We start from the raw sequence: 19,823 nt of genomic DNA on the forward strand, positions 1-19,823 counted from the left end.
TAGAGCATAACCTTGCCAAGGTTAGGGTCGCGGGTTCGAGTCCCGTCTTCCGCTCGCTTCCAAAAGGCCTCGTTATTCTTAGGAATAGCGGGGCTTTTTATTTTCCTACCATTCGCTTTTGCCACAAGAGAATGCGTATCTTTTAAATACCGAGCGCACACAGATATATGCAAAATAGGTATTGAATGTTAAAAACAACTTGAACAGCCTCTCGAAACTCGGGAGGTAAGAGACGTACAGACCCAAATATCTGCACAACCGACCATGTGGTGATCCGGCAACATACGTGGTTTTAATACAAAAAAGAACGTTGCATCTCACTATAATAAACAAACTATAGTTCTTGAGGAACTATGGAATTCCACCATAATAACAAAAAGCTTTCAGAAAAAAAACTTAATAATAGAGTATATTAAATACTACGTTTTTGCAAACGTAAACAATCCATTTAACATGAGCAACTTTTTTTACAAAATAAATTCAACATTTAAAACAATAGGAATAAAATAATTTTCTCCTATGTCAAAAAAGACATTGTAATGATAACAATTTCCACTCCTCATACATTTAAGACATTGAATAATAAGATTCTTTCTATATATAAGTTCCATAGTTCCTCAAGGACTATGGAGACATCATTTAGATAATTAGTTAAATAATATGCTTAAAGTAGAAATTCATAATCAATAAAAAATAGCCTATGGGATAAAAACAAAAAAAGAACACAGTTAAAAGTAACAACAGTTAACGTAAAATCTATAATTCCGTAAAAAACATGATCAAAAATGAATTAAATCAAAAATTGCAATTAACATGTATCGTGTGTGCATTGCTATCAGGTACAAATTATCTTCATGCCAATGGCAAATGGTCAGATAGACATGAAAAGGAAATAATCCCTACTGTTAAAAAACTCACAGAAGAAGGGATCCATATAAATGGTACAGTACGAGATTCCCAGGGAGAACCACTTTCTGGAGTGAATATTGTAATAAAAGGACAAACGATAGGTACAACAACAGATATAGATGGCAACTATTTTTTAGAAGTTCCAAGTCGAAGTTCTATACTAGTATTCACTTACATTGGATTTGAAGAGCAGGAAATTGTTGTTGGTAACCAAATCAACATAAACTTGAACATGCACGAAATTTCGACAGGCTTGAATGAAGTGGTAGTAGTCGGCTATGGCTCTCAAAAACGTGCATCGATAGTAGGTTCGATTACAACAATCGAGCCTCAGGTATTAAGCCAAGGGACAACACGTGCCTTAAGTAACAACTTGGCGGGAAATGTGGCAGGTGTAATTGCCGTGCAACGATCAGGAGAACCGGGAGCGGACGGTTCCAATTTCTGGATACGAGGTATTTCATCTTTCCAAGGAGCAGGAACCAGTCCTTTAGTATTAGTCGACGGCATCGAACGAACACTCGATGACTTGAACCCTGCTGAAATCGAATCATTCTCTGTGTTAAAAGATGCATCTGCTTCAGCCGTTTATGGTGTACGTGGAGCAAACGGTGTTATTTTGGTGCAAACTAAACGTGGGAAATTAGGAAAACCTACAGTCAATGTCCATTTCGAACAAAGTTTTACTCAACCAACAAAATTACCCCAATACATCGGTTCAGCAGAGTATCTGACATTACTGAATGAAATAGCAAAAGATAACGGTCAACAGCAATCTCCCTATTCGCAAGAAACCATTGATCACTACATAAATCGAACTGATCCGGATTTATACCCGGATGTAAATTGGATGGATCTGATTACGAAAGATTTTGCCATGAATCAACGTGCAGATATTACTGTCAACGGAGGTTCTGACATTTTACGCTATGCAGTGGTCGGATCATATTATGGCGAACAAGGTATTTTCGAACGCGACAAGAGTCAAAGTTGGAACAGTGGAACACATCTAAACAAATTCAACTTACGCTCGAATGTAGACATCAATATCACAAAAACAACGCAATTGACAGTCAGTGTCGGTGGCTATTTACAGGAGATGAATAAAATGGCAATATCTTCCGATGATGCATTTTCGGGAGCATTCGAGACCCCTCCATTCATACATCCGGCCTATTATAAAGAAGATGATAATATCTATTTTCCAGTAGTCAATCAACGAGTGAATCCGTACGTACAGGTTACTCAAAAAGGATATGCAACAACCTCTCAAAGTAAAATCGAATCGTTGTTCGCATTAGAGCAAGATTTGAAATTTATTACTCCTGGACTGAAAATAAAGGGTATTTTCTCATTTGATCGCTATTCTTGGTCAGGCGTTACTCGTTCAAAAACACCAGACTTGTATCAACCGGCTACCCAACGCGATGAAAATGGTAATTTAATTTTGAACATATCCAGTTACGGACAACAATTTTTGAGCACTTCCGAAAATAATGATTGGGGAAACAAAGCAACTTATGTAGAACTGAATTTGAATTATGAAAGGACATTCGGGAAACATCAGGTTGAAGGTTTGTTCTTGTATAACCAACGGGATTACCAGCAATTTGAAGAATCGTACGACATCGTACCTTATCGCCGCATGGGTATCGCCGGACGAGCATCTTACACATATGACAATCGATATATTGCAGAATTTAATTTCGGTTATAACGGATCAGAGAATTTTGCCAAAGGATATCGCTTCGGATTTTTCCCGTCCGTAGCAATTGGTTACTTGCTTTCGGAAGAAAAGTTCATGGAACCATACAAAGACACGTTCAGTAAAATCAAGTTTCGTGGTTCATTCGGCTTGACAGGGAACGACCAATTAGACGGACGTCGCTTTGCTTACCAGACAACATTGGGAGAAGACGGAACGGGTTATGACTGGGGAACCAACGGACAATATTATCATCGGAATTCTCGCTTTGAAGGTGATTTCGGAATTCCTAATCTGACATGGGAAACCGTATCGAAAACAAATGCAGGTTTCGAATTGGGCCTCTGGAATATGATCGACTTCCAAGTGGACTATTTCTTTGAACACAGATATAATATCTTTATGAAACGAAATAATATTCCGACATCAGCAGGATTTAGAAATACACCATGGGCTAATTATGGGAAAGTAAATAATCAGGGGATCGACCTAGCATTAAACGTAAACAAACAAATCAATAAAGATTTATACGTCGGCTTCCGGGGATCTTTTACATACGCCCAGAACAAAATCATCGAACAGGATGAGGCATTAGGCGTCATGGGGACGAATCGTCAACGGACAGGCGAAAAAGTCAACCAGTTATTTGGATTAGTCGACGAAGGCCTGTTTACTTTTGATGATTTCCAAAAAGATGCCAACGGAGATTATCTGATTGCCGAGAATGGCGGTTACGTTGTAAACGAGGATATTCCTACCCATACATTCGGTCCGGTTCGCCCCGGTGACATCAAATATAAAGACGTGAATGGGGATGGCGTTGTCAGTTCATTGGACGAGACTGCCATAGGAGGAACATACAACCCTCAGATCGTATACGGCTTCGGTGCCAATTTTCGCTATAAGAATCTAGATTTTAACATATTCTTCCAAGGGAATGGGATGACATACGGATTTAAAGGAGGATGCAGCAACAAGTTTACCCCTGGTGAAACAATGGGGGCCATGGGAAATATCCTGACTAACTATCAAGACCGTTGGACCGTTGAAAATCCAAGCCAAGATGTATATTACCCACGTTTGACATGGGGGAAAAGCGAGAATAATGTTCGAAACTCTACATGGTGGTTGGAAAACATGAGTTTTCTCCGAGTGAAAGATATAGAGATCGGCTATACGCTCCCGAAATCTTGGGTACGACAAATTGGCCTGTCGAACATTCGTTTATATGCAAAAGGTAGTAATCTGTTCACATTCTCAAAATTTGACTTATGGGATCCTGAAGTCGACACATCCGTAGGTACAAAATACCCGATAATGAAATCATTTTCAGCAGGTTTTGATATTAATTTCTAAAAATAAAAAAATAAAAAAATAAAAAAATGAAATTTAGCAAGTATATTGGTTTAGCGACATTATGTATGTGCTTAAATGGATGCACGGATTTTATAGACAATGCACCAGACGATATTATTACAATAGACATGATATTCGACGACAAGACTCGTACGGAAGATTGGCTAGCAGGTGTATACCAAGGCATTCGGGATCCATACTGGGATTATACGCGTTACGATGCGTTCGAGATGCTGGCAAACGATATCACTCCATCGCAAGGCTGGTTACCATATTGGGGTAGTGACTGCGGATTAGGATTTCGCGTAGGACAATGGGAACCTAATTCAGGTTGGAGCGGATCCTATTGGACAATGTCCAAATATATTCGACAAGCCTATATTTTCATGGATAACGTAAAGGCTTTACCAAAACAAAACGTAACGGAGAGTGACGTGGAGACAATGAAAAACGAATGTCGTTTCATGGTTGCGTATTACTATTGGATGATGACCTTGGTTTATGGAGCAGTCCCTTATTTTGAAGATGATATGACTTCGGATTCTCCGGATCTAATGCGCGGTCAGAAAAGCTTTGAATGGATGATCGACTGGCTGGATAATCAATTTTTAGAATTGTCGAAAGTCCTTCCGGACAGTTGGAGTACGTTGTATGGTGGTCGCGCAACTAAATTGGCAGCATTGGCGCTTCGCGCCCGCATATTGCTATTTGCAGCAAGTCCGTTAGTAAATGGAAATGAATGGTATCTCGGCTTTAAAAATTCTGACGGAGAAGAACGTTTCAGCCAAGCTTATGATGCCAATAAATGGAAAAAAGCAGCTGACGCATGTAAGCAGCTGATCGATGAAGCCGAGAAAAAAGGAAAGGGATTGTATATCGTAAATAACAAAGAAAACGGCAAAGTGGATCCCTTCATGTCCTGTTACGGAGCCACAATGAGAACAGAAGGAGAGGGTAACAATGAAATCATTTGGTTCCGACCTAAAGGAAATTACGGAGATTGGGAACAGCACGGAACTCCTCGCGGTTGCGGCGGTAATGGAGGCTTAGGAGTTACTCAATCACTGGTAGATGCTTTCTTTATGGAAGACGGAACGGAACCTATACTGGGATATAATGCGGACGGTAGTCCGAAAATCAATCCGAATGCGCCATTATATAGTGAGAAGGGATTTTCTACAAAACCCGAATATAGGGCAACCGATTATTATTTAATGGATGGGTACAATGATAGTAATTACCCTGACGTTACACCGGAACGAGACGGGAAACGCTTGATTGTACAACCCAACACATTTAATATGTATTGCCATCGGGAACCTCGTTTTTACCTGACTGTAGTATGGAATGGACAATGGTTCAAATGGGAAAACCGTAATACGAACTTTTTGTATGGACAACCGGACGGAGGACCAACACACGATGCTCCGCAAAACGGTTATTTAAATCGTAGTCGAGTATCATTGGATTATATACCTCGTGATAACAATCACCCTTATCGTCCGGCTATCATTTTCCGCATGGCAGAAGCTTATCTAAGTTATGCTGAAGCATTAAATGAAAGTTCAGAACGCATGAGCCACAAACAAGAAATACTCGACAATTTGAATAAGATTCGCCATCGGGCTGGTATTGCCGAATATGGAACTGGCACGGATGAGAATGGTTTTACCCGCATTAAGATCAATTTCTCAGACCAGAAAGAGGTAAGACGTTTGATACACAAAGAACGCCGAGTAGAATTTGTGGGTGAAGGAGTTCGTTACCATGATTTGCGTCGCTGGAAAACAGCCCATTATGGCATCGGAAACCTAAATGAGCAGGGTGAAAATCCAGATTGGGGTGTCAATGGACCGGATTATGGGATGAATTATTATGGAACCGAATATACTGATCAAGGAGACAACGCCTTCTTCAAACGCACAAAATACATGGATCGTGTTTATCCTCGCAAATTCTATTGGTATCCGATACATCAATCAGAAATAGATAAGGATCCAACATTGGTTCAAGGCCCATTTTGGCTTGGAGAGTAAAAGTGTATAAAGAAAATAAACTGGACTCAGACGTCGCAGAATGCGCTAATTAACGCAGACTTATTTTATATTGTCAATTAATATATCTACGCTTGTCTGCGTAATCTGCGTCCAGTAAATATAACCATGAATTGTGACATAACTGGGCAATGTTTCATGTCCTGGTATACACTTTATTTCTTATTGCAGCAACATTCCACATAACCATACATCGGTGCAAGTATAAATAAATCACTAAAACAGTTTCTAAAAAAAGGATAGCTTCCCGAACCCCGAAAAGCTATCCTCAAAAGTCAAAATATTGAAAAAATACCACACTATCCCCTCAATGCTTCATCCATTGCAGCAGCAGCCTTACGACCGTCACCCATTGCCAGGATTACGGTTGCGCCACCACGGACGATATCACCACCCGCATATACATCAGGCAAGGCTGAGCGCATATTTTCTTCATTCACCACGATCGTTCCCTTTTTGCTTACTTCCAATCCCTGGAAAGCACGCGGGATAAGCGGATTGGGAGAAACACCGACGCTGACAATCACTTCATCCACATCAATTGTTTCGATCGCTCCTTCGACTGGTACAGGACGACGACGTCCGGAAGCATCCGGTTCACCCAGTTCCATCTTCTGCAAGCGCATCTGTTTGACACGGCCCCGTTCGTCACCAAGATATTCGACCGGATTATGCAAGGTCATAAACTCCACACCTTCCTCTTTGGCATGTTTCACCTCCTCCAAGCGTGCGGGCATCTCTTCTTCACTACGGCGATAAACGATCATGGCACGTTCGGCACCCAAGCGGCGAGCAGTACGGACCGAGTCCATTGCTGTATTGCCACCACCGATGACAGCCACTTTCTTACCCTGCAAGACAGGCGTATCGCTATCCGGATTGGCAGCATCCATCAGATTGACACGTGTCAAGTATTCATTGGAAGACATCACCCCGACCAGGTTCTCTCCCGGAATATTCATAAAGTTAGGAAGCCCGGCGCCGCTGGCAGCGAAGATTCCTTTGAAACCATCCGCATGCAGATCGTCATAACTGATTGTCTTACCGACAATACAGTTTGTCATGAACTTCACACCCATCTTGCGCAGCCCTTCAATTTCTACATCCACAATCTTATTCGGCAGGCGGAATTCGGGAATACCGTATTTCAACACACCACCGATTTCGTGCAAAGCTTCGAACACCGTCACATCATAGCCACGCTTTGCCATATCACCGGCAAACGAAAGGCCGGCGGGACCTGAACCGACAACGGCAATCTTAATGCCGTTCTTTTCCGCTACTTCCGGGATGGAAATGTTTCCGCTTTCCCGTTCATAATCGGCGGCAAAACGTTCCAAGTAACCGATAGCGACAGCCGGTTTACCCATCTTCAGATGAATGCACTTGCTTTCGCACTGTTTTTCCTGCGGACATACACGGCCGCAGACAGCCGGCAATGCACTTGTTTCCTTCAGCACTCTGGCTGCTTCCAGAAACTCTCCCCGTTCGATGTTCTTCACAAACGTCGGGATATTGATACTTACCGGACATCCTTGCATACAGGTCGGATTCGGACAGTCCAGACAACGCTGGGCTTCCTGCATGGCCTGCTCCTTCGTCAATCCGAGGTTTACCTCTTCGAGGCGGGTATGGCTGCGGTATTCCGCATCCAGCTCATTCATTTCTACACGGGGGATATCCGTACGTTCCTTATTTTTTTTGCTTTTACGCAGTGCTTCTCTCCACGGTTCGGCACGACGGGCAGCGATCAGTTCTTCTGTTGTCATTTGTTTACTGTGGTTTCGTTATTTCTTTTCAATATCTTTATAAGCACCGAGGCGCATCAGCATCTCATCGAAATCTACTTGGTGAGCATCGAATTCCGGTCCGTCCACACAGACGAACTTCGTCTTTCCTCCGACCGTAATACGGCAAGCGCCGCACATTCCGGTCCCGTCCACCATAATCGTATTCAAAGAGGCGACTGTCGGGATCTCGTATTTCTTCGTCAGGGCAGAGACGAATTTCATCATGACGGCCGGGCCGATCGTGACGCACAAATCCACCTTTTCACGGTTGATCACACTTTCCACGCCATTCGTCACCAAACCTTTTGTACCGTAAGAACCGTCGTCTGTCATCACGATCACCTCATCGGAGTTGGCGCGCATCTGCTCTTCCAAGATAACCAGCTCCTTCGTACGGGCGGCCAGCACTACAATCACACGGTTGCCCGCCTTATGAAAAGCCTCCACGATCGGCAATAAAGGAGCCACACCGACACCACCGCCGGCACATACGACCGTACCGACTTTCTCGATATGGGTGGCTTGCCCCAGCGGGCCGACCAAATCGGTAATATAATCACCGGCATTCAGTTCGCATATCTTTTTTGACGAACCTCCTACAGCCTGGATCACGAGTGTGATAGTTCCTTTCGTCGTATCAGCTCCGGCAATGGTGAGGGGAATGCGTTCACCTTTCTCACCCACCTTCACGATAACAAAGTGGCCTGCCTTACGGGAGCGGGCAATCAAAGGTGCTTCCACTTCCAGTTTCACTACGTTGGCAGAGAAATGTTCTTTACTTACAATTTTATTCATTATAATCGCTACTATTGATAGTTAGTCTTGTTGATTTGGTTGCAAAAATACATCAAAAAACTGGATAGCACAGTATTTTGCCAAACAAAAAGGAGTTATTCGAACAAACCTTCGTCACGAACCAACATCAAAATAGCCGAATGAGGGACGATCAGGAACTTCTCTTCATTAAAATTGATCTCGTAAGCCGCATTCTGTAGAAATACAGCCAAATCGCCTTCATGCGCCTGCAAAGGAAGATAATGCACCTCACCCTCTGTTTTCTTTTCCCATACTTCATGTTCCTCACTCTGGGAAGGAAGCGGGAAACCGGGACCGACCTTGATGATATAGCCGCTCTGAATCTTCTCCTGCTGGACAGTAGGCGGCAGATACAATCCGGATTTTGTCTGACTCTGCGGGTTCTTCGGTTTGATAAGCACCTTGTCACCCACCATCAGGAACTTATCTATGTCTTTCTGATCTATTGCTAATTGCATGACTTTTATGTTTATGATATTTTGACGGACAAAGATATAAAATACGTTGCACAAAAAAAGCTGCTTCCCTTTCCGAAAGCAGCTTTTCCTGAACAAAAGAATCTACACGTCAGATGGCACGCCCCTTAAACACGTTGGACTGATCCGACGGATACAGATAACCGGTAAACGAAATACGGTTGCTGTTGAAGTTCGGACTCACAGTTGCCGTACACTTGTTCGTGCCTTTTACCATACGGATTGTCACATTGGCGGAGACTGCAACACCTTGTACCATCATACTAAACGTAACATTTCCTTTTTTGTCTGTTTTCATCTCTATATTTGAAGCACTGCCATCGACCGTTATCCCCCCGATCCCGTTCGGGCCGGCAGCGGCAGTATTGAAAGCCAACTGGATAGTCGCCCGGTCACCTTTCATGGAAACGAAGTTCGTGCTCGGGGTCACATAGACGAATTGTCCACGCTTAAACTCGACACGTTCGGCTTCCAATACAAAATCTTTCTCCTTCAGTGCTTGTACACCTTGTTCGAACAAGGCCATCTGTTCTGCTGCTTCGGCAGCTTTCTTCGCTTCTTTTTCTGCTTTCTTAGCAGCCTTCTCGGCAGCTTTATCCTGCTGGGCCATCATTGTCCCTGCACTAAATAGCAGGACAGCCAGTAATAATAATACTCTTTTCATACTTCTCATTCTTTTAGTTGAAACCTAATCAATCTACTTTCATATAGTATGACAAACGAGATACTAAAAAGTTCAATCCGAATTCTTACTTTTCATGTTTTTAACATGATACCACAAAAAGAGCCAAGCAGTTACAGCCGCAACAAAATCAGAGAAGGGAGCAGCATACCAGACACCATCCAACCCCCAAAAGCGGGAGAACAGCAACATCGCCGGTATCAGGAACAAGACTTGGCGGCTTAAACTCAAAAACATAGCCTTCCAAGCAATCCCGATGCTTTGGAAAAACTGGCTGATCGAGATCTGCGAACCGACAACCACAAATACCAGCAAACTGATCCGCAAGCCATTTGCCGTCACATCCAATAAATCAGGATCGTTCGTAAAGGCACGGGTGATCAATTTCGGAAACGCCACGCTACAAAAGCAGCCGACTCCCATGATAATGGTAGAGGTTATGATGACCAGACGTAGCGTTTCCTGGACACGCTCGTATTTCTTTGCCCCGAAATTGAAACCGACAATCGGCTGCATTCCCTGCGCGATCCCGATAATCAGCATCACCAAAAGCATTCCGACACTGGTGATAATGCCGTTTGCCCCCAATGCCAAGTCTCCCCCATGCTGTTTGAGTGCATAGTTCTGGATCACCACCACCAAACTTCCCGCCAACTGCATGGCAAAAGGCGAAACACCGATCGTCAGGATATTCCATACCACATGCTTTTCCAGCTTGAACGTCCCTTTATGGAAACGGACGATACTGTCTTTCTGGACAAAATGGTTCATGACAAAAAGAGTGCAGAGCAGCATCGAGATGATCGTCGCGATGGCAGCTCCCTTAATCCCCATATCCAGCCAGAAAATGAAAATAGGATCGAGTATCACATTGGTTATCGCCCCGATCAGCATGGTAAACATTGCTTTCTTCGGATAGCCGGAAGCACGCATGACAGCGTTGAAGCCAAAACTGAGGGAGGTCAGGAGCGTCCCCGGAACCACGATATTCAGATAGTCCTGCGCATACGGGATGGTCTGTTCGCTTCCCCCGAAAGCCAGTAATAAATCTTTCATCCAGATCATGCAGGGAACTACTGTCGCAAGCGTTATGATGAATGTCAAGGTGAAAGCATTCCCCAATACCTTTTCCGCCATCTCATTCTCCCTTCGTCCCAGATAGATGGAGACACGCGTCGCAGCCCCCGCCCCGATGAGCATTCCGAACGCCTGGAGGAACAACAGAATAGGGAATGTCAGCGTCAATCCTGCCATTGCCAGCGGACCGACTCCCTGACCGATAAAGATACGGTCGACAATATTATAAAGAGCATTCACCATTGTACCGATCACTGCCGGCATCGCATAATGCAACAACAACCGGCCGATCCTCTCATGCTCCAGCCGCCATGTTATTTCGTTTGCCATATTTATTCCTTTTAATCTTAAACAAAACTTTTATTTCCTACCGGAAAAATTTATTGTCATAAGCGAGAAACGTTGTTTCCATGTCCATAAAAACTTTTTCTCATGCTGATAAGAGAGACAAGCTCCGCCACCGTCCGGAGTTCTTCCTTGCAGCCCTCAGGGAAAGCCACAACCAGTTCATGCGGGCTCTTGCAAGTGATATTCAACTGCCCTTCCTTTACGGGCGAAGGACGGTAACCATTACGGATCAGAGCATTCCCTACCCAATAAGAAGTCAGAAAGTCGCCTTCCACACCGATGGGTGACGTAGGAGCTTCCGTATTCAGCTTTCCGGTTGCCGGATCGAATACGATTCCCTCCTTACCGAAAAAAGATTCAAAAGCTCCACTCATAATCAGGTCTTCGGGAGTTCCGCAAGCCATCGGACGTCCTTTCTCCTGTAGCCAAAGGCAATCCCCCATTTGGATAGCCAGGTCCAGGTCGTGAGTAGAAAGCAGAACCGCTTTCTCTTGCTCGACTGCCAGGCGATGCAACAAAACCATTGTTTCGATACGGCTGGTCACATCCAGAAAGGCGGTCGGTTCGTCCAACAGGATAATCGGGCACTGTTGAGCAAGCGCCTTGGCAATCATAGCCTTCTGCCGTTCACCGTCACTTAGCTCCGAGACATAGTTATTGGCTTTATGAGCTATGCCGGCAGCTTCAAGCGATTGCTCGATGATAACATGATCCCGCTTCTTCAACTGTCCGAAAAAGCCGGTATAAGGATGCCTACCCAACGAAACCAGTTCATAGACGGTAATTCCTCCCGCATTAGTCTTTTCCGTCAGTACAACACCGACAGTCAAGGAAAAGTTTGCCTGCGAATAACCGGAAAGAGGCTTCCCCATCAAACGTATTTCCCCTCCGAGTGGAGGCTGAAAACCACAAAGCGTACGAAGCAGCGTCGATTTACCGGCACCGTTCAGTCCCAACAAACAAGTTACCTCGCCCGAAACGAGTTGCAGGTTCAAATCCTCATGGACCACTTTCCGCTTACCGCCTTTCAGCAGGTAACCGATACAAAGTCCTTTTGTTTCTATTGCAGCTACTTTTGTCATATATCGGTCAGTCAAAGTATTGGATGTTTTTCCGGTTCACAATTACATAAATGATGACAGGCGCGCCGAGCATCGGAGTCACGGCATTCAGCGGCAATATGTTATGCGTACCCGGCAATACCATCAACAGATTACAAAGCAACGCGATGCAAGAACCGGTCAGCAACGTTACAGGAACCAGCATCTTATGATTGGATGAGCCCAACATCAAACGTGCGACATGCGGGACCGCCAGCCCGATAAAGGAGATCGGCCCGCAAAAGGCAGTCGTAGTCGCAGTAAGCAATCCCGTACACAACAGGATCAGAATACGCGTCCGCCTGATCTTGATTCCTAAATTGGCAGCATACATTTCTCCTAAGAGCAATGCATTCAGAGGTTTGATCAAAAGAATGGCCAATAGCAATCCTATACAGGTAAAACCGGCAAAATAAGGCAGCTGTTGCAAGGAAACCCCGGAGAAGTTCCCCAATCCCCACATCACAAATGCATGCACCTTGTCAGTCGATGCATAATAATTCAGAACCGAAATCAATGATGAAGCGAGATAACCGATCATAATACCGATAATCAACAACATGACGTTATTCTTCACCTTCGCCGAGAAATAAATAATCAATCCCAAAATACAGGCCGCACCACTAAATGCGGCCATGATAACCGCCAGATAACCGCTGATCGGCAAATCGGTCACCATACTCAACGAACCGCCGAAATAGAGCATGATCGCAGCGACTCCCAGATTGGCCCCGTCACTGATTCCCAATATGGAAGGACCGGCAAGCGGATTCCTGAACAATGTCTGTAGCAACAATCCACTAACAGCCAGCGAAGCACCTGCCAACAAAGCCGTTACAGCCTGGGGAAAACGGCTCTGCAACACAATATTCTGCCATGCAAGTCGCTCCGTTCCCTCTCCCAGCAATATATTCACCACACTTTCAACGGGTATCGAGACAGCGCCATAAACCAGTCCGCCGGCAAACAACAGCAACAGGAGAACTAACAAAAACGGATAAAAAATGAAGACTTGCTTTTTCATGCCTGCAAAGATAATGCTTTTAGAAAAATTTTTTACCTTAGCCCCTTAAACAACAGAACTGCTAATGTTATATACTATAATACTATGAGAAGAATCATCATATCACTCATACTGCTTATAGGATTTTGTTCCGGCACATACCCGATATATTTCAAGCATATAGGCATGCAGGAAGGCCTGTCACAACTTTCCGTCATGGCCATCTACCAGGATAATTTGGGTAGAATGTGGTTCGGGACGGAAGAGGGAATCAGCATATACGACGGCGTACAGACCAAAGTATACAAACCATCCGAATTTCATCGCCAAAACGCCAATCCGATAGGTAACCAGACGCACTTCATTGCCGGCGACAAAGATGGAAATGTTTTCTTCGACTCCGATCAATCCTTGATCCGCTATGACATCCAGACACAGAAATTCTCATGCCTACGGAAATCAAACGTATATACCGTCGCTTCTATCAAAGGAACAATATGGGTAGGAATAGCTGACTCCATACTCACCTGGAATCCGGATAAAAACGATTTCGATTTCGTCACGAGGCTGGAAAACCGGAACCAGCGTGCGACCTGTTTGTTGGAAGATTCCGGCGGCCGGTACTGGATCGGCACTACAGACGGACTCTTCAGGATGAATGACGACAAATCCCTGACCTGTATGATCATGGGAGAAGACATTTACGACCTATATGAAGACTCCAAATATAATCTTTGGATATCCATTCGCATGAATGGCATGTACAAAAGGGACGTGCACGGCAATTTCACCCGTTACCGCTACGATCCTTCCAACCCCAACAACATATCGAGCAACCAGGTCCGGGATTTCGTGGAAGACAACTTCGGGAACATCTGGTTCGGCACTTTCACCGGGCTAAACAAATATAATCCGACCAGCAATCAGTTCGAAGTTTATGCCCGCAACCCTCTGCCCGGCAGCATGACCCATTCATCCGTATTCCCCGTTTACAAAGACAGACAAGGCACGATCTGGTTGGGGACCTATTACGGCGGTGTCAATTATTTCAACCCGGAGACAGATATTTTCACGGTTTATGCAGCTAACAACAGCCGGAACGATTGCCTGAATTATCCTTTCGTCGGTAATATGGTGGAAGATAAAGACAATAATATCTGGATCTGTACCGAAGGAGGTGGGTTGAACTTTTTCGACCGGAAAACGAAGAAATTCACCTACTTCATGGCCGATGAGAATCGTAACTCCATTGCTCATAACAACCTGAAGGCAATAGCCTACAGCCCTGAACGCAACAAACTGTATATTGGAACACATACCGGGGGACTATCCATCTACGACATCAAAAACAAACGGTTCAAAAATCCCTATTTCGAAGATCCGTCTTATGCCGTAATAGCAGGCGACCGCATCAACCAGATGAGAATCTACAATGACGAATTGATTTGTACCGGACCGAAAGGAATCTTCAAAATGAATCTATATACAGAAAAAGTATCTCCATTGTTCAAAAGCGGTAAGTATTACGGGAACACCTGCTTCCTAATTGACTCGAAAGGGTACATTTGGCTGGCCTACGGCAAAGGTGTCTGGAAGATCAACCTCGAAAATGAAGAAGACAAGGTACAATACCGTTCTGGTGAAAACGGATTGGGAACATTTCCCATATCTCAAATAATCGAAGACAAAGAGGGACGGATCTTCCTCGGAACCCGTGGTTCCGGCCTGTTCCACTATGACGAGAAGAACAAACGGTTTATCGGATATACAACCGAAAATAGCTTCATCGCCAGTGACTACTGCTATGAACTCACCTTGTCGACCCTGGACCAATTAGTGATAACAGGCGACAAAGGAATTACCTTTTTCGATCCGGATCAAAACCTGTTCAAGGTCGTGGAACTGGGGACGGCCCTGCCTCTGACAGGCATAAACATCGGTTGCGGAATCCTGGTCTGCAAAAACGGAGAAATATTCGTCGGCAGCAGCAATGGCATGGCGACATTCTTTGAACAGCAGTTGTTCAACTCCGCCAAAGACTACCAACTATATTTTTCCGACCTGTTCATTAACAACGAACAAGTTTCTCCCGGCGACCACAACAAGGTGCTGGCCACCGCCCTACCTTTCACTCGAGAAATAGAGCTGGCCTATAATCAAAATAATCTGATTTTCACTTTTACATCGAACAACTATGTCAATACGCTGAAAAAGGCGTCTTACGAATACATGTTGGAAGGTTTCGACAAGAAATGGATACCCAGCAAAGACAACAATATTTTCTATACGAACTTGAACCCCGGAAAGTACACGCTCATCGTCCGGGAAATACAATACGACCCGAATCAGGAACAATCGCGTACCATCAAGATGGACATTCATATCCATTCCCCCTGGTATGCATCCAACTTAGCTTATTTCCTCTACTTCATCTTGATCATTAGTATACTGTACAGCATTTACCGTTTCAAGAAATCACAATACATGTTGCAAACTTCACTGGAAATGGAACGGAAGGAAAAAGAAGCGATCGAAGAGTTGAATCAGGCAAAACTACAGTTCTTCTCCAACATCTCGCATGAGTTCAGGACACCGTTGACGCTGATTATCTCCCAGATAGAACTCTTATTACAAAGCAGTTCATTGTCACCTTCCGTATACAACAAACTGCTGAAAGTATATAAAAACACTTATCATATGCGGAACTTGATCAGTGAGTTATTGGATTTCCGTAAACTGGAACAGGGACATATGAAGCTGAAAGTATACGAGCAAGACATCGTCCCGTTCCTGAAAGAGATTTACCTGTCTTTTTATGAATATGCGTCCAGCCGTTCCATCACATACAATTTCACGGCTCCGCAAGAGAATGTTTTGTGTTATTTCGACCCGAAGCAAATGCAAAAAGTCTTCTATAACCTGCTATCCAATGCTTTCAAGTACACCAAACCGAATGCAGCCATTGAAATGATTTTGGAAAACAAAGAAAATGAAGTTACCATTAAAGTTATCGACAACGGTATCGGTATCAGCAAAGAAGATATAGACAAAATATTCGACCGATTCTATCAGGCTGAAAACGGTATCTCGAATATCACCAAGACTCCCAGCACGGGGATCGGACTTTCATTGACCAAAAGCATAATCGAGTTGCACCACGGAACGATACAAGTGGAAAGTACACCGGGCTACGGTAGTATTTTCATTGTCCATCTCCAGAAAGGCTGCACGCTTTTTACCGAGAAAGAACTGGCACAAAAGCAGCAAGAAAAGCAAACGGAAAGCCTGATTCCCGACACGGTCGCCTTTTCCGATCACATGGAAGAGTTTTCCGATACGGAACAAAAAGAGCTATTGATCGAAGGAGACGATTCCCCTCATACGATCCTACTGGTCGAAGACAACGAAGAATTACTCCAGATACTCAACTCCCTGTTCTCACCGACCTACCGCGTCCTGCTGGCACGAAACGGTAAAGAAGGATTGGAAAAGGCACGCGCAGAACGACCAGACATCATCGTTAGCGATGTCATGATGCCGGAAATGTCCGGAACAGAGATGTGCTTGAAGATCAAAAATGATTTTGATGTATGTCACATCCCGGTCGTACTGCTTACGGCACTCACTTCCGCCGAGCAAAATATCGAAGGCTTACAACGAGGCGCCGACGACTATATAAACAAACCATTCAATGCAAAGGTATTACTGGCGCGTTGCAATAACCTGGTCCGTAATCGTATTATCCTGCAAAAGAAATTCAGCCAGCAGAAAGATTTCGATGCACAATCGCTGGCAAGCAACCCGATAGACCAAAAGTTCTTGGATACGGTCAACTCGATCATTGAAAAGAATCTTGATAATATCGACTTCGACATGAATATGATGGCCCGCGAGTTGGGACTCAGTCGAAGTTCATTGTATGCCAAATTCAAGGCACTGACAGGTATGACACCAAATGACTTTGTCCTCAACTGCAAACTGAAGCGGGCCGCAACCATGTTGACGGAAAACCCCGATCTACAGATCGCCGACATCTCCGACCGGCTGGGCTTCGGTTCTCCGCGTTATTTCACCCGCTGTTTCAAAGCCCAGTTTGAAATTACCCCGGCTGAATACAGAAAGAAAACGGTCATTTAAACACCTGGATCATCGGACGTCCGATCCAAACCTGCGGCTGTTTCAACCCGAAGATATAAGCGATTGTCGAAGCACAGTCGAACTGCATCATGCTTTCCTGGAATTCATATCCTTTCTTGATTCCCTTGCCGGCAATAATAAAGGCAGTCTCCATTTCTTCCATGGTCTTGCCGCCATGCCCTTTCTTGATACCACCATGATCGGCTGTGACGATAAAGATAGTCTCATCCAACATACCTGCATCCTTAACCGCCTGAATGATTTGGCCGATATAGCCGTCGAGCTCTTTCAGCTTTTCATAGTAGGCAGGTGTGTCATGACCTTCAGCATGACCGACATGATCGGGTTCGTCGAAAACGATATTGACCAATGCCGGACGTGCACGCTTGATATATTCAACCGCACATTTGGCAGTGGCCGGATTCTGCGGCTTTTCCGTAATATTTTTATCATAACTCAAAGCTAACGTATCGACAACGTAACGGATTCCCGCCCATTCACAGATACAGCCGATTTCAGCTTTCGGATCAGACTCGCGAAGCAAGCTGAACACAGTCGGGAAAATACCGTGCTTATTCACTACACGGGAAGGCAGTTCCGGAGTTTGCGATCCCCATTCCGTGTAACCATGAAGTTCCGGTCCCGCCCCCATATACATGGAAGCCCAGTTTACGGCACTGGAAGACGGAAGTACAGAGCGTTTTTTCAACGTATAAGATCCTTCTTCCATCAACTTCTTCACATTCGGCATTTCGGCCTTGTTCACACTATAAGCGCCCCAGCCGTCCAGACCGATCAAAACTACATGTTTGGCTTTCCACTTGGCAGCCATCGAAGCATCGGCAAACAACATCAGAAATACCAATGCTAAAATCAACTTTCCTGTTTTCATGCTATCTTAAATTAAATATATCAATCCTTCCTATAATATCGTACCCGCCCCACTTTCATCTCCACCGGCAAAGCCAGAGAATCGACTTCGCCAATACAAGCTCCACCCAACAACATATCGATCAGCAAATAATAGGGTTTATCGAACGGAAACTCTCCTTGCCGGTTCCGATACGCGCGGATAAGCAAAGTTATGAATATTATATAAAAAAGAAAAATGATAAGGGAAATAGATATTTAAGCATAATGCATACTCATTAATTAAAGACCTTTCTCGATATCCCGTTTACGTTTTAATGCTTCCAGATAATAGTAATCGGCATAGTTCAATGGGACGTCTATTTCCGAATTGTGAGGAATGCTGCCAACAGAATGCATCAGCAGGAAGTTTCCATTCGTGCCCAATGCAGCCCGATAGGCCGGAGAAGAAAGTGAAACCATGATACTGTCGGCATACATTTTATAGCCGGCTGCATCCGGAACATCCATCGTACTGATCTCATAAAGCGCGGAAGCGATACAGGAAGCCGTCGATACATCGCGTGGTTCGTTCGGGATATTCGGAGCCGACATATCCCAGTAAGGAATCAGATCTTCCGGCATATTCTCCAGGTTCTTCATCATATTGAAAGTTTTCAAGGCCTGATCCAGATATTTACGGTCCTTGGTTTCACGATAGCATACCGCATAACCGTAGATAGCCCATGCCTGCCCGCGACTCCAGATAGATTCGTCGGCATATCCTTGTGCCGTCTGGCGATGGCGCACTTTACCATCCTTGATACTGTAATCAATCACATGGTAACAACTTCCATCCGGGCGAAAATGTTCCTCCATGGTACGATCGGCATGCGACACCGCAATCTTATAGAAAGAAGAGTCGCCGGACAGACGCGTCGCTTCGAACATCAGTTCCAGATTCATCATGTTGTCAATGATAACCGGACATTCCCAACCCCGTTCAGACTGCCATCCGCGTTCCACATCCCACGACTGGATAATCCCGGCAGCCGGACGGAAGCGGGTAGACAACGACTTGGCAGCCTGCACCATCACATCTTTATAAGAAGGCGTCCCTGCCAGTCTCAAGCCATTCCCGAAACTGCAATTTACAATAAATCCGATATCATGATGCCAAGTCAGGTTTTTGGCTTCCTCTATGGCATCCGTATATTTGGCGGCCAACGGCAGCAACGTGCTGTCGCCCGTCAGTTCATACAAATACCAGACAGATCCGGGGAAAAAGCCGCTCCGCCAATCCGCATAACCACAATAATAGACAGAACTGTCTGTCTTAAGCGTCACCGGATTCAAGCATTTCCCACTCGCTTCGATCACACCGATCTCATTCCCTATTTGTGCACGGGCAAAATCGATATTCTCGTCAATAAAACTTTTTTCCTCTGTTTTAGGGGCACCTGCACAAGATAGCAGAAATGCCGAAAAAGCAAATGCAATCAAATTTTTCATCATGTACCA

General features: G+C 44.6%; 13 protein-coding genes. 3 read left to right on the forward strand and 10 right to left on the reverse strand.

What is annotated here, in order from left to right; all coding sequences use genetic code 11:
- Positions 1 to 775: 775 nt before the first annotated feature.
- On the forward strand, positions 776 to 3,970 hold the full coding sequence (locus KTG12_RS18625) for a TonB-dependent receptor (RefSeq protein ID WP_122131718.1): 3,195 nt from the start codon (positions 776 to 778) through the stop codon (positions 3,968 to 3,970).
- A gap of 65 nt (positions 3,971 to 4,035) precedes the next feature.
- Positions 4,036 to 6,006: a RagB/SusD family nutrient uptake outer membrane protein gene (locus KTG12_RS18630; protein ID WP_227226193.1), complete on the forward strand. Its 1,971-nt coding sequence runs from the start codon at positions 4,036 to 4,038 to the stop codon at positions 6,004 to 6,006.
- A gap of 317 nt (positions 6,007 to 6,323) precedes the next feature.
- On the opposite strand, the gene gltA is transcribed toward KTG12_RS18630, so the two are convergent.
- From gltA to KTG12_RS18665, 7 genes are all read right to left on the reverse strand, one after another.
- Complete coding sequence (gene gltA / locus KTG12_RS18635; protein ID WP_005637367.1) at positions 6,324 to 7,793, reverse strand: NADPH-dependent glutamate synthase; 1,470 nt, start codon at positions 7,791 to 7,793, stop codon at positions 6,324 to 6,326.
- A gap of 18 nt (positions 7,794 to 7,811) precedes the next feature.
- The gene (locus KTG12_RS18640; protein WP_005637368.1) at positions 7,812 to 8,609 is read right to left on the reverse strand and encodes a sulfide/dihydroorotate dehydrogenase-like FAD/NAD-binding protein; all 798 of its coding nucleotides are present in this window, start codon (positions 8,607 to 8,609) and stop codon (positions 7,812 to 7,814) included.
- Positions 8,610 to 8,704: 95 nt separating this feature from the next.
- A complete protein-coding gene (locus KTG12_RS18645; RefSeq protein ID WP_046451837.1) occupies positions 8,705 to 9,088 on the reverse strand; it encodes a co-chaperone GroES family protein in 384 nt (127 codons plus the stop codon).
- 109 nt (positions 9,089 to 9,197) lie between these two features.
- Positions 9,198 to 9,770 carry a DUF4251 domain-containing protein gene (locus tag KTG12_RS18650; protein WP_005637372.1) on the reverse strand — a complete coding sequence of 191 codons (573 nt, stop codon included), beginning with the start codon at positions 9,768 to 9,770 and terminating at the stop codon, positions 9,198 to 9,200.
- Positions 9,771 to 9,842: 72 nt separating this feature from the next.
- Positions 9,843 to 11,195, reverse strand: coding sequence for an MATE family efflux transporter (locus KTG12_RS18655; protein WP_022321366.1), 1,353 nt, complete (start codon positions 11,193 to 11,195; stop codon positions 9,843 to 9,845).
- 56 nt (positions 11,196 to 11,251) lie between these two features.
- Complete coding sequence (locus tag KTG12_RS18660; RefSeq protein WP_122131717.1) at positions 11,252 to 12,295, reverse strand: ABC transporter ATP-binding protein; 1,044 nt, start codon at positions 12,293 to 12,295, stop codon at positions 11,252 to 11,254.
- A 7-nt stretch (positions 12,296 to 12,302) separates the two neighbouring features.
- Positions 12,303 to 13,337: an iron ABC transporter permease gene (locus KTG12_RS18665; protein ID WP_005637378.1), complete on the reverse strand. Its 1,035-nt coding sequence runs from the start codon at positions 13,335 to 13,337 to the stop codon at positions 12,303 to 12,305.
- 84 nt (positions 13,338 to 13,421) lie between these two features.
- Here KTG12_RS18665 and KTG12_RS18670 point away from each other — a divergent pair, with 84 nt between their 5' ends.
- Positions 13,422 to 17,453 (forward strand): two-component regulator propeller domain-containing protein, encoded by a 4,032-nt coding sequence (locus tag KTG12_RS18670; RefSeq protein WP_155143682.1) that lies wholly within the window; start codon positions 13,422 to 13,424, stop codon positions 17,451 to 17,453.
- On the opposite strand, the gene KTG12_RS18675 is transcribed toward KTG12_RS18670, so the two are convergent.
- From KTG12_RS18675 to KTG12_RS18685, 3 genes are all read right to left on the reverse strand, one after another.
- Complete coding sequence (locus KTG12_RS18675) at positions 17,446 to 18,345, reverse strand: alkaline phosphatase (protein WP_122115751.1); 900 nt, start codon at positions 18,343 to 18,345, stop codon at positions 17,446 to 17,448. The genes KTG12_RS18670 and KTG12_RS18675 overlap by 8 nt on opposite strands.
- 20 nt (positions 18,346 to 18,365) lie before the next feature.
- Positions 18,366 to 18,533, reverse strand: coding sequence for a hypothetical protein (locus KTG12_RS18680; RefSeq protein ID WP_155143680.1), 168 nt, complete (start codon positions 18,531 to 18,533; stop codon positions 18,366 to 18,368).
- A 72-nt stretch (positions 18,534 to 18,605) separates the two neighbouring features.
- A complete protein-coding gene (locus KTG12_RS18685; protein WP_005647072.1) occupies positions 18,606 to 19,817 on the reverse strand; it encodes a glycoside hydrolase family 88 protein in 1,212 nt (403 codons plus the stop codon).
- Positions 19,818 to 19,823 lie beyond the last annotated feature (6 nt).

Source organism: Parabacteroides sp. MSK.9.14, from assembly GCF_019041495.1.
GTDB lineage: Bacteria > Bacteroidota > Bacteroidia > Bacteroidales > Tannerellaceae > Parabacteroides > Parabacteroides merdae.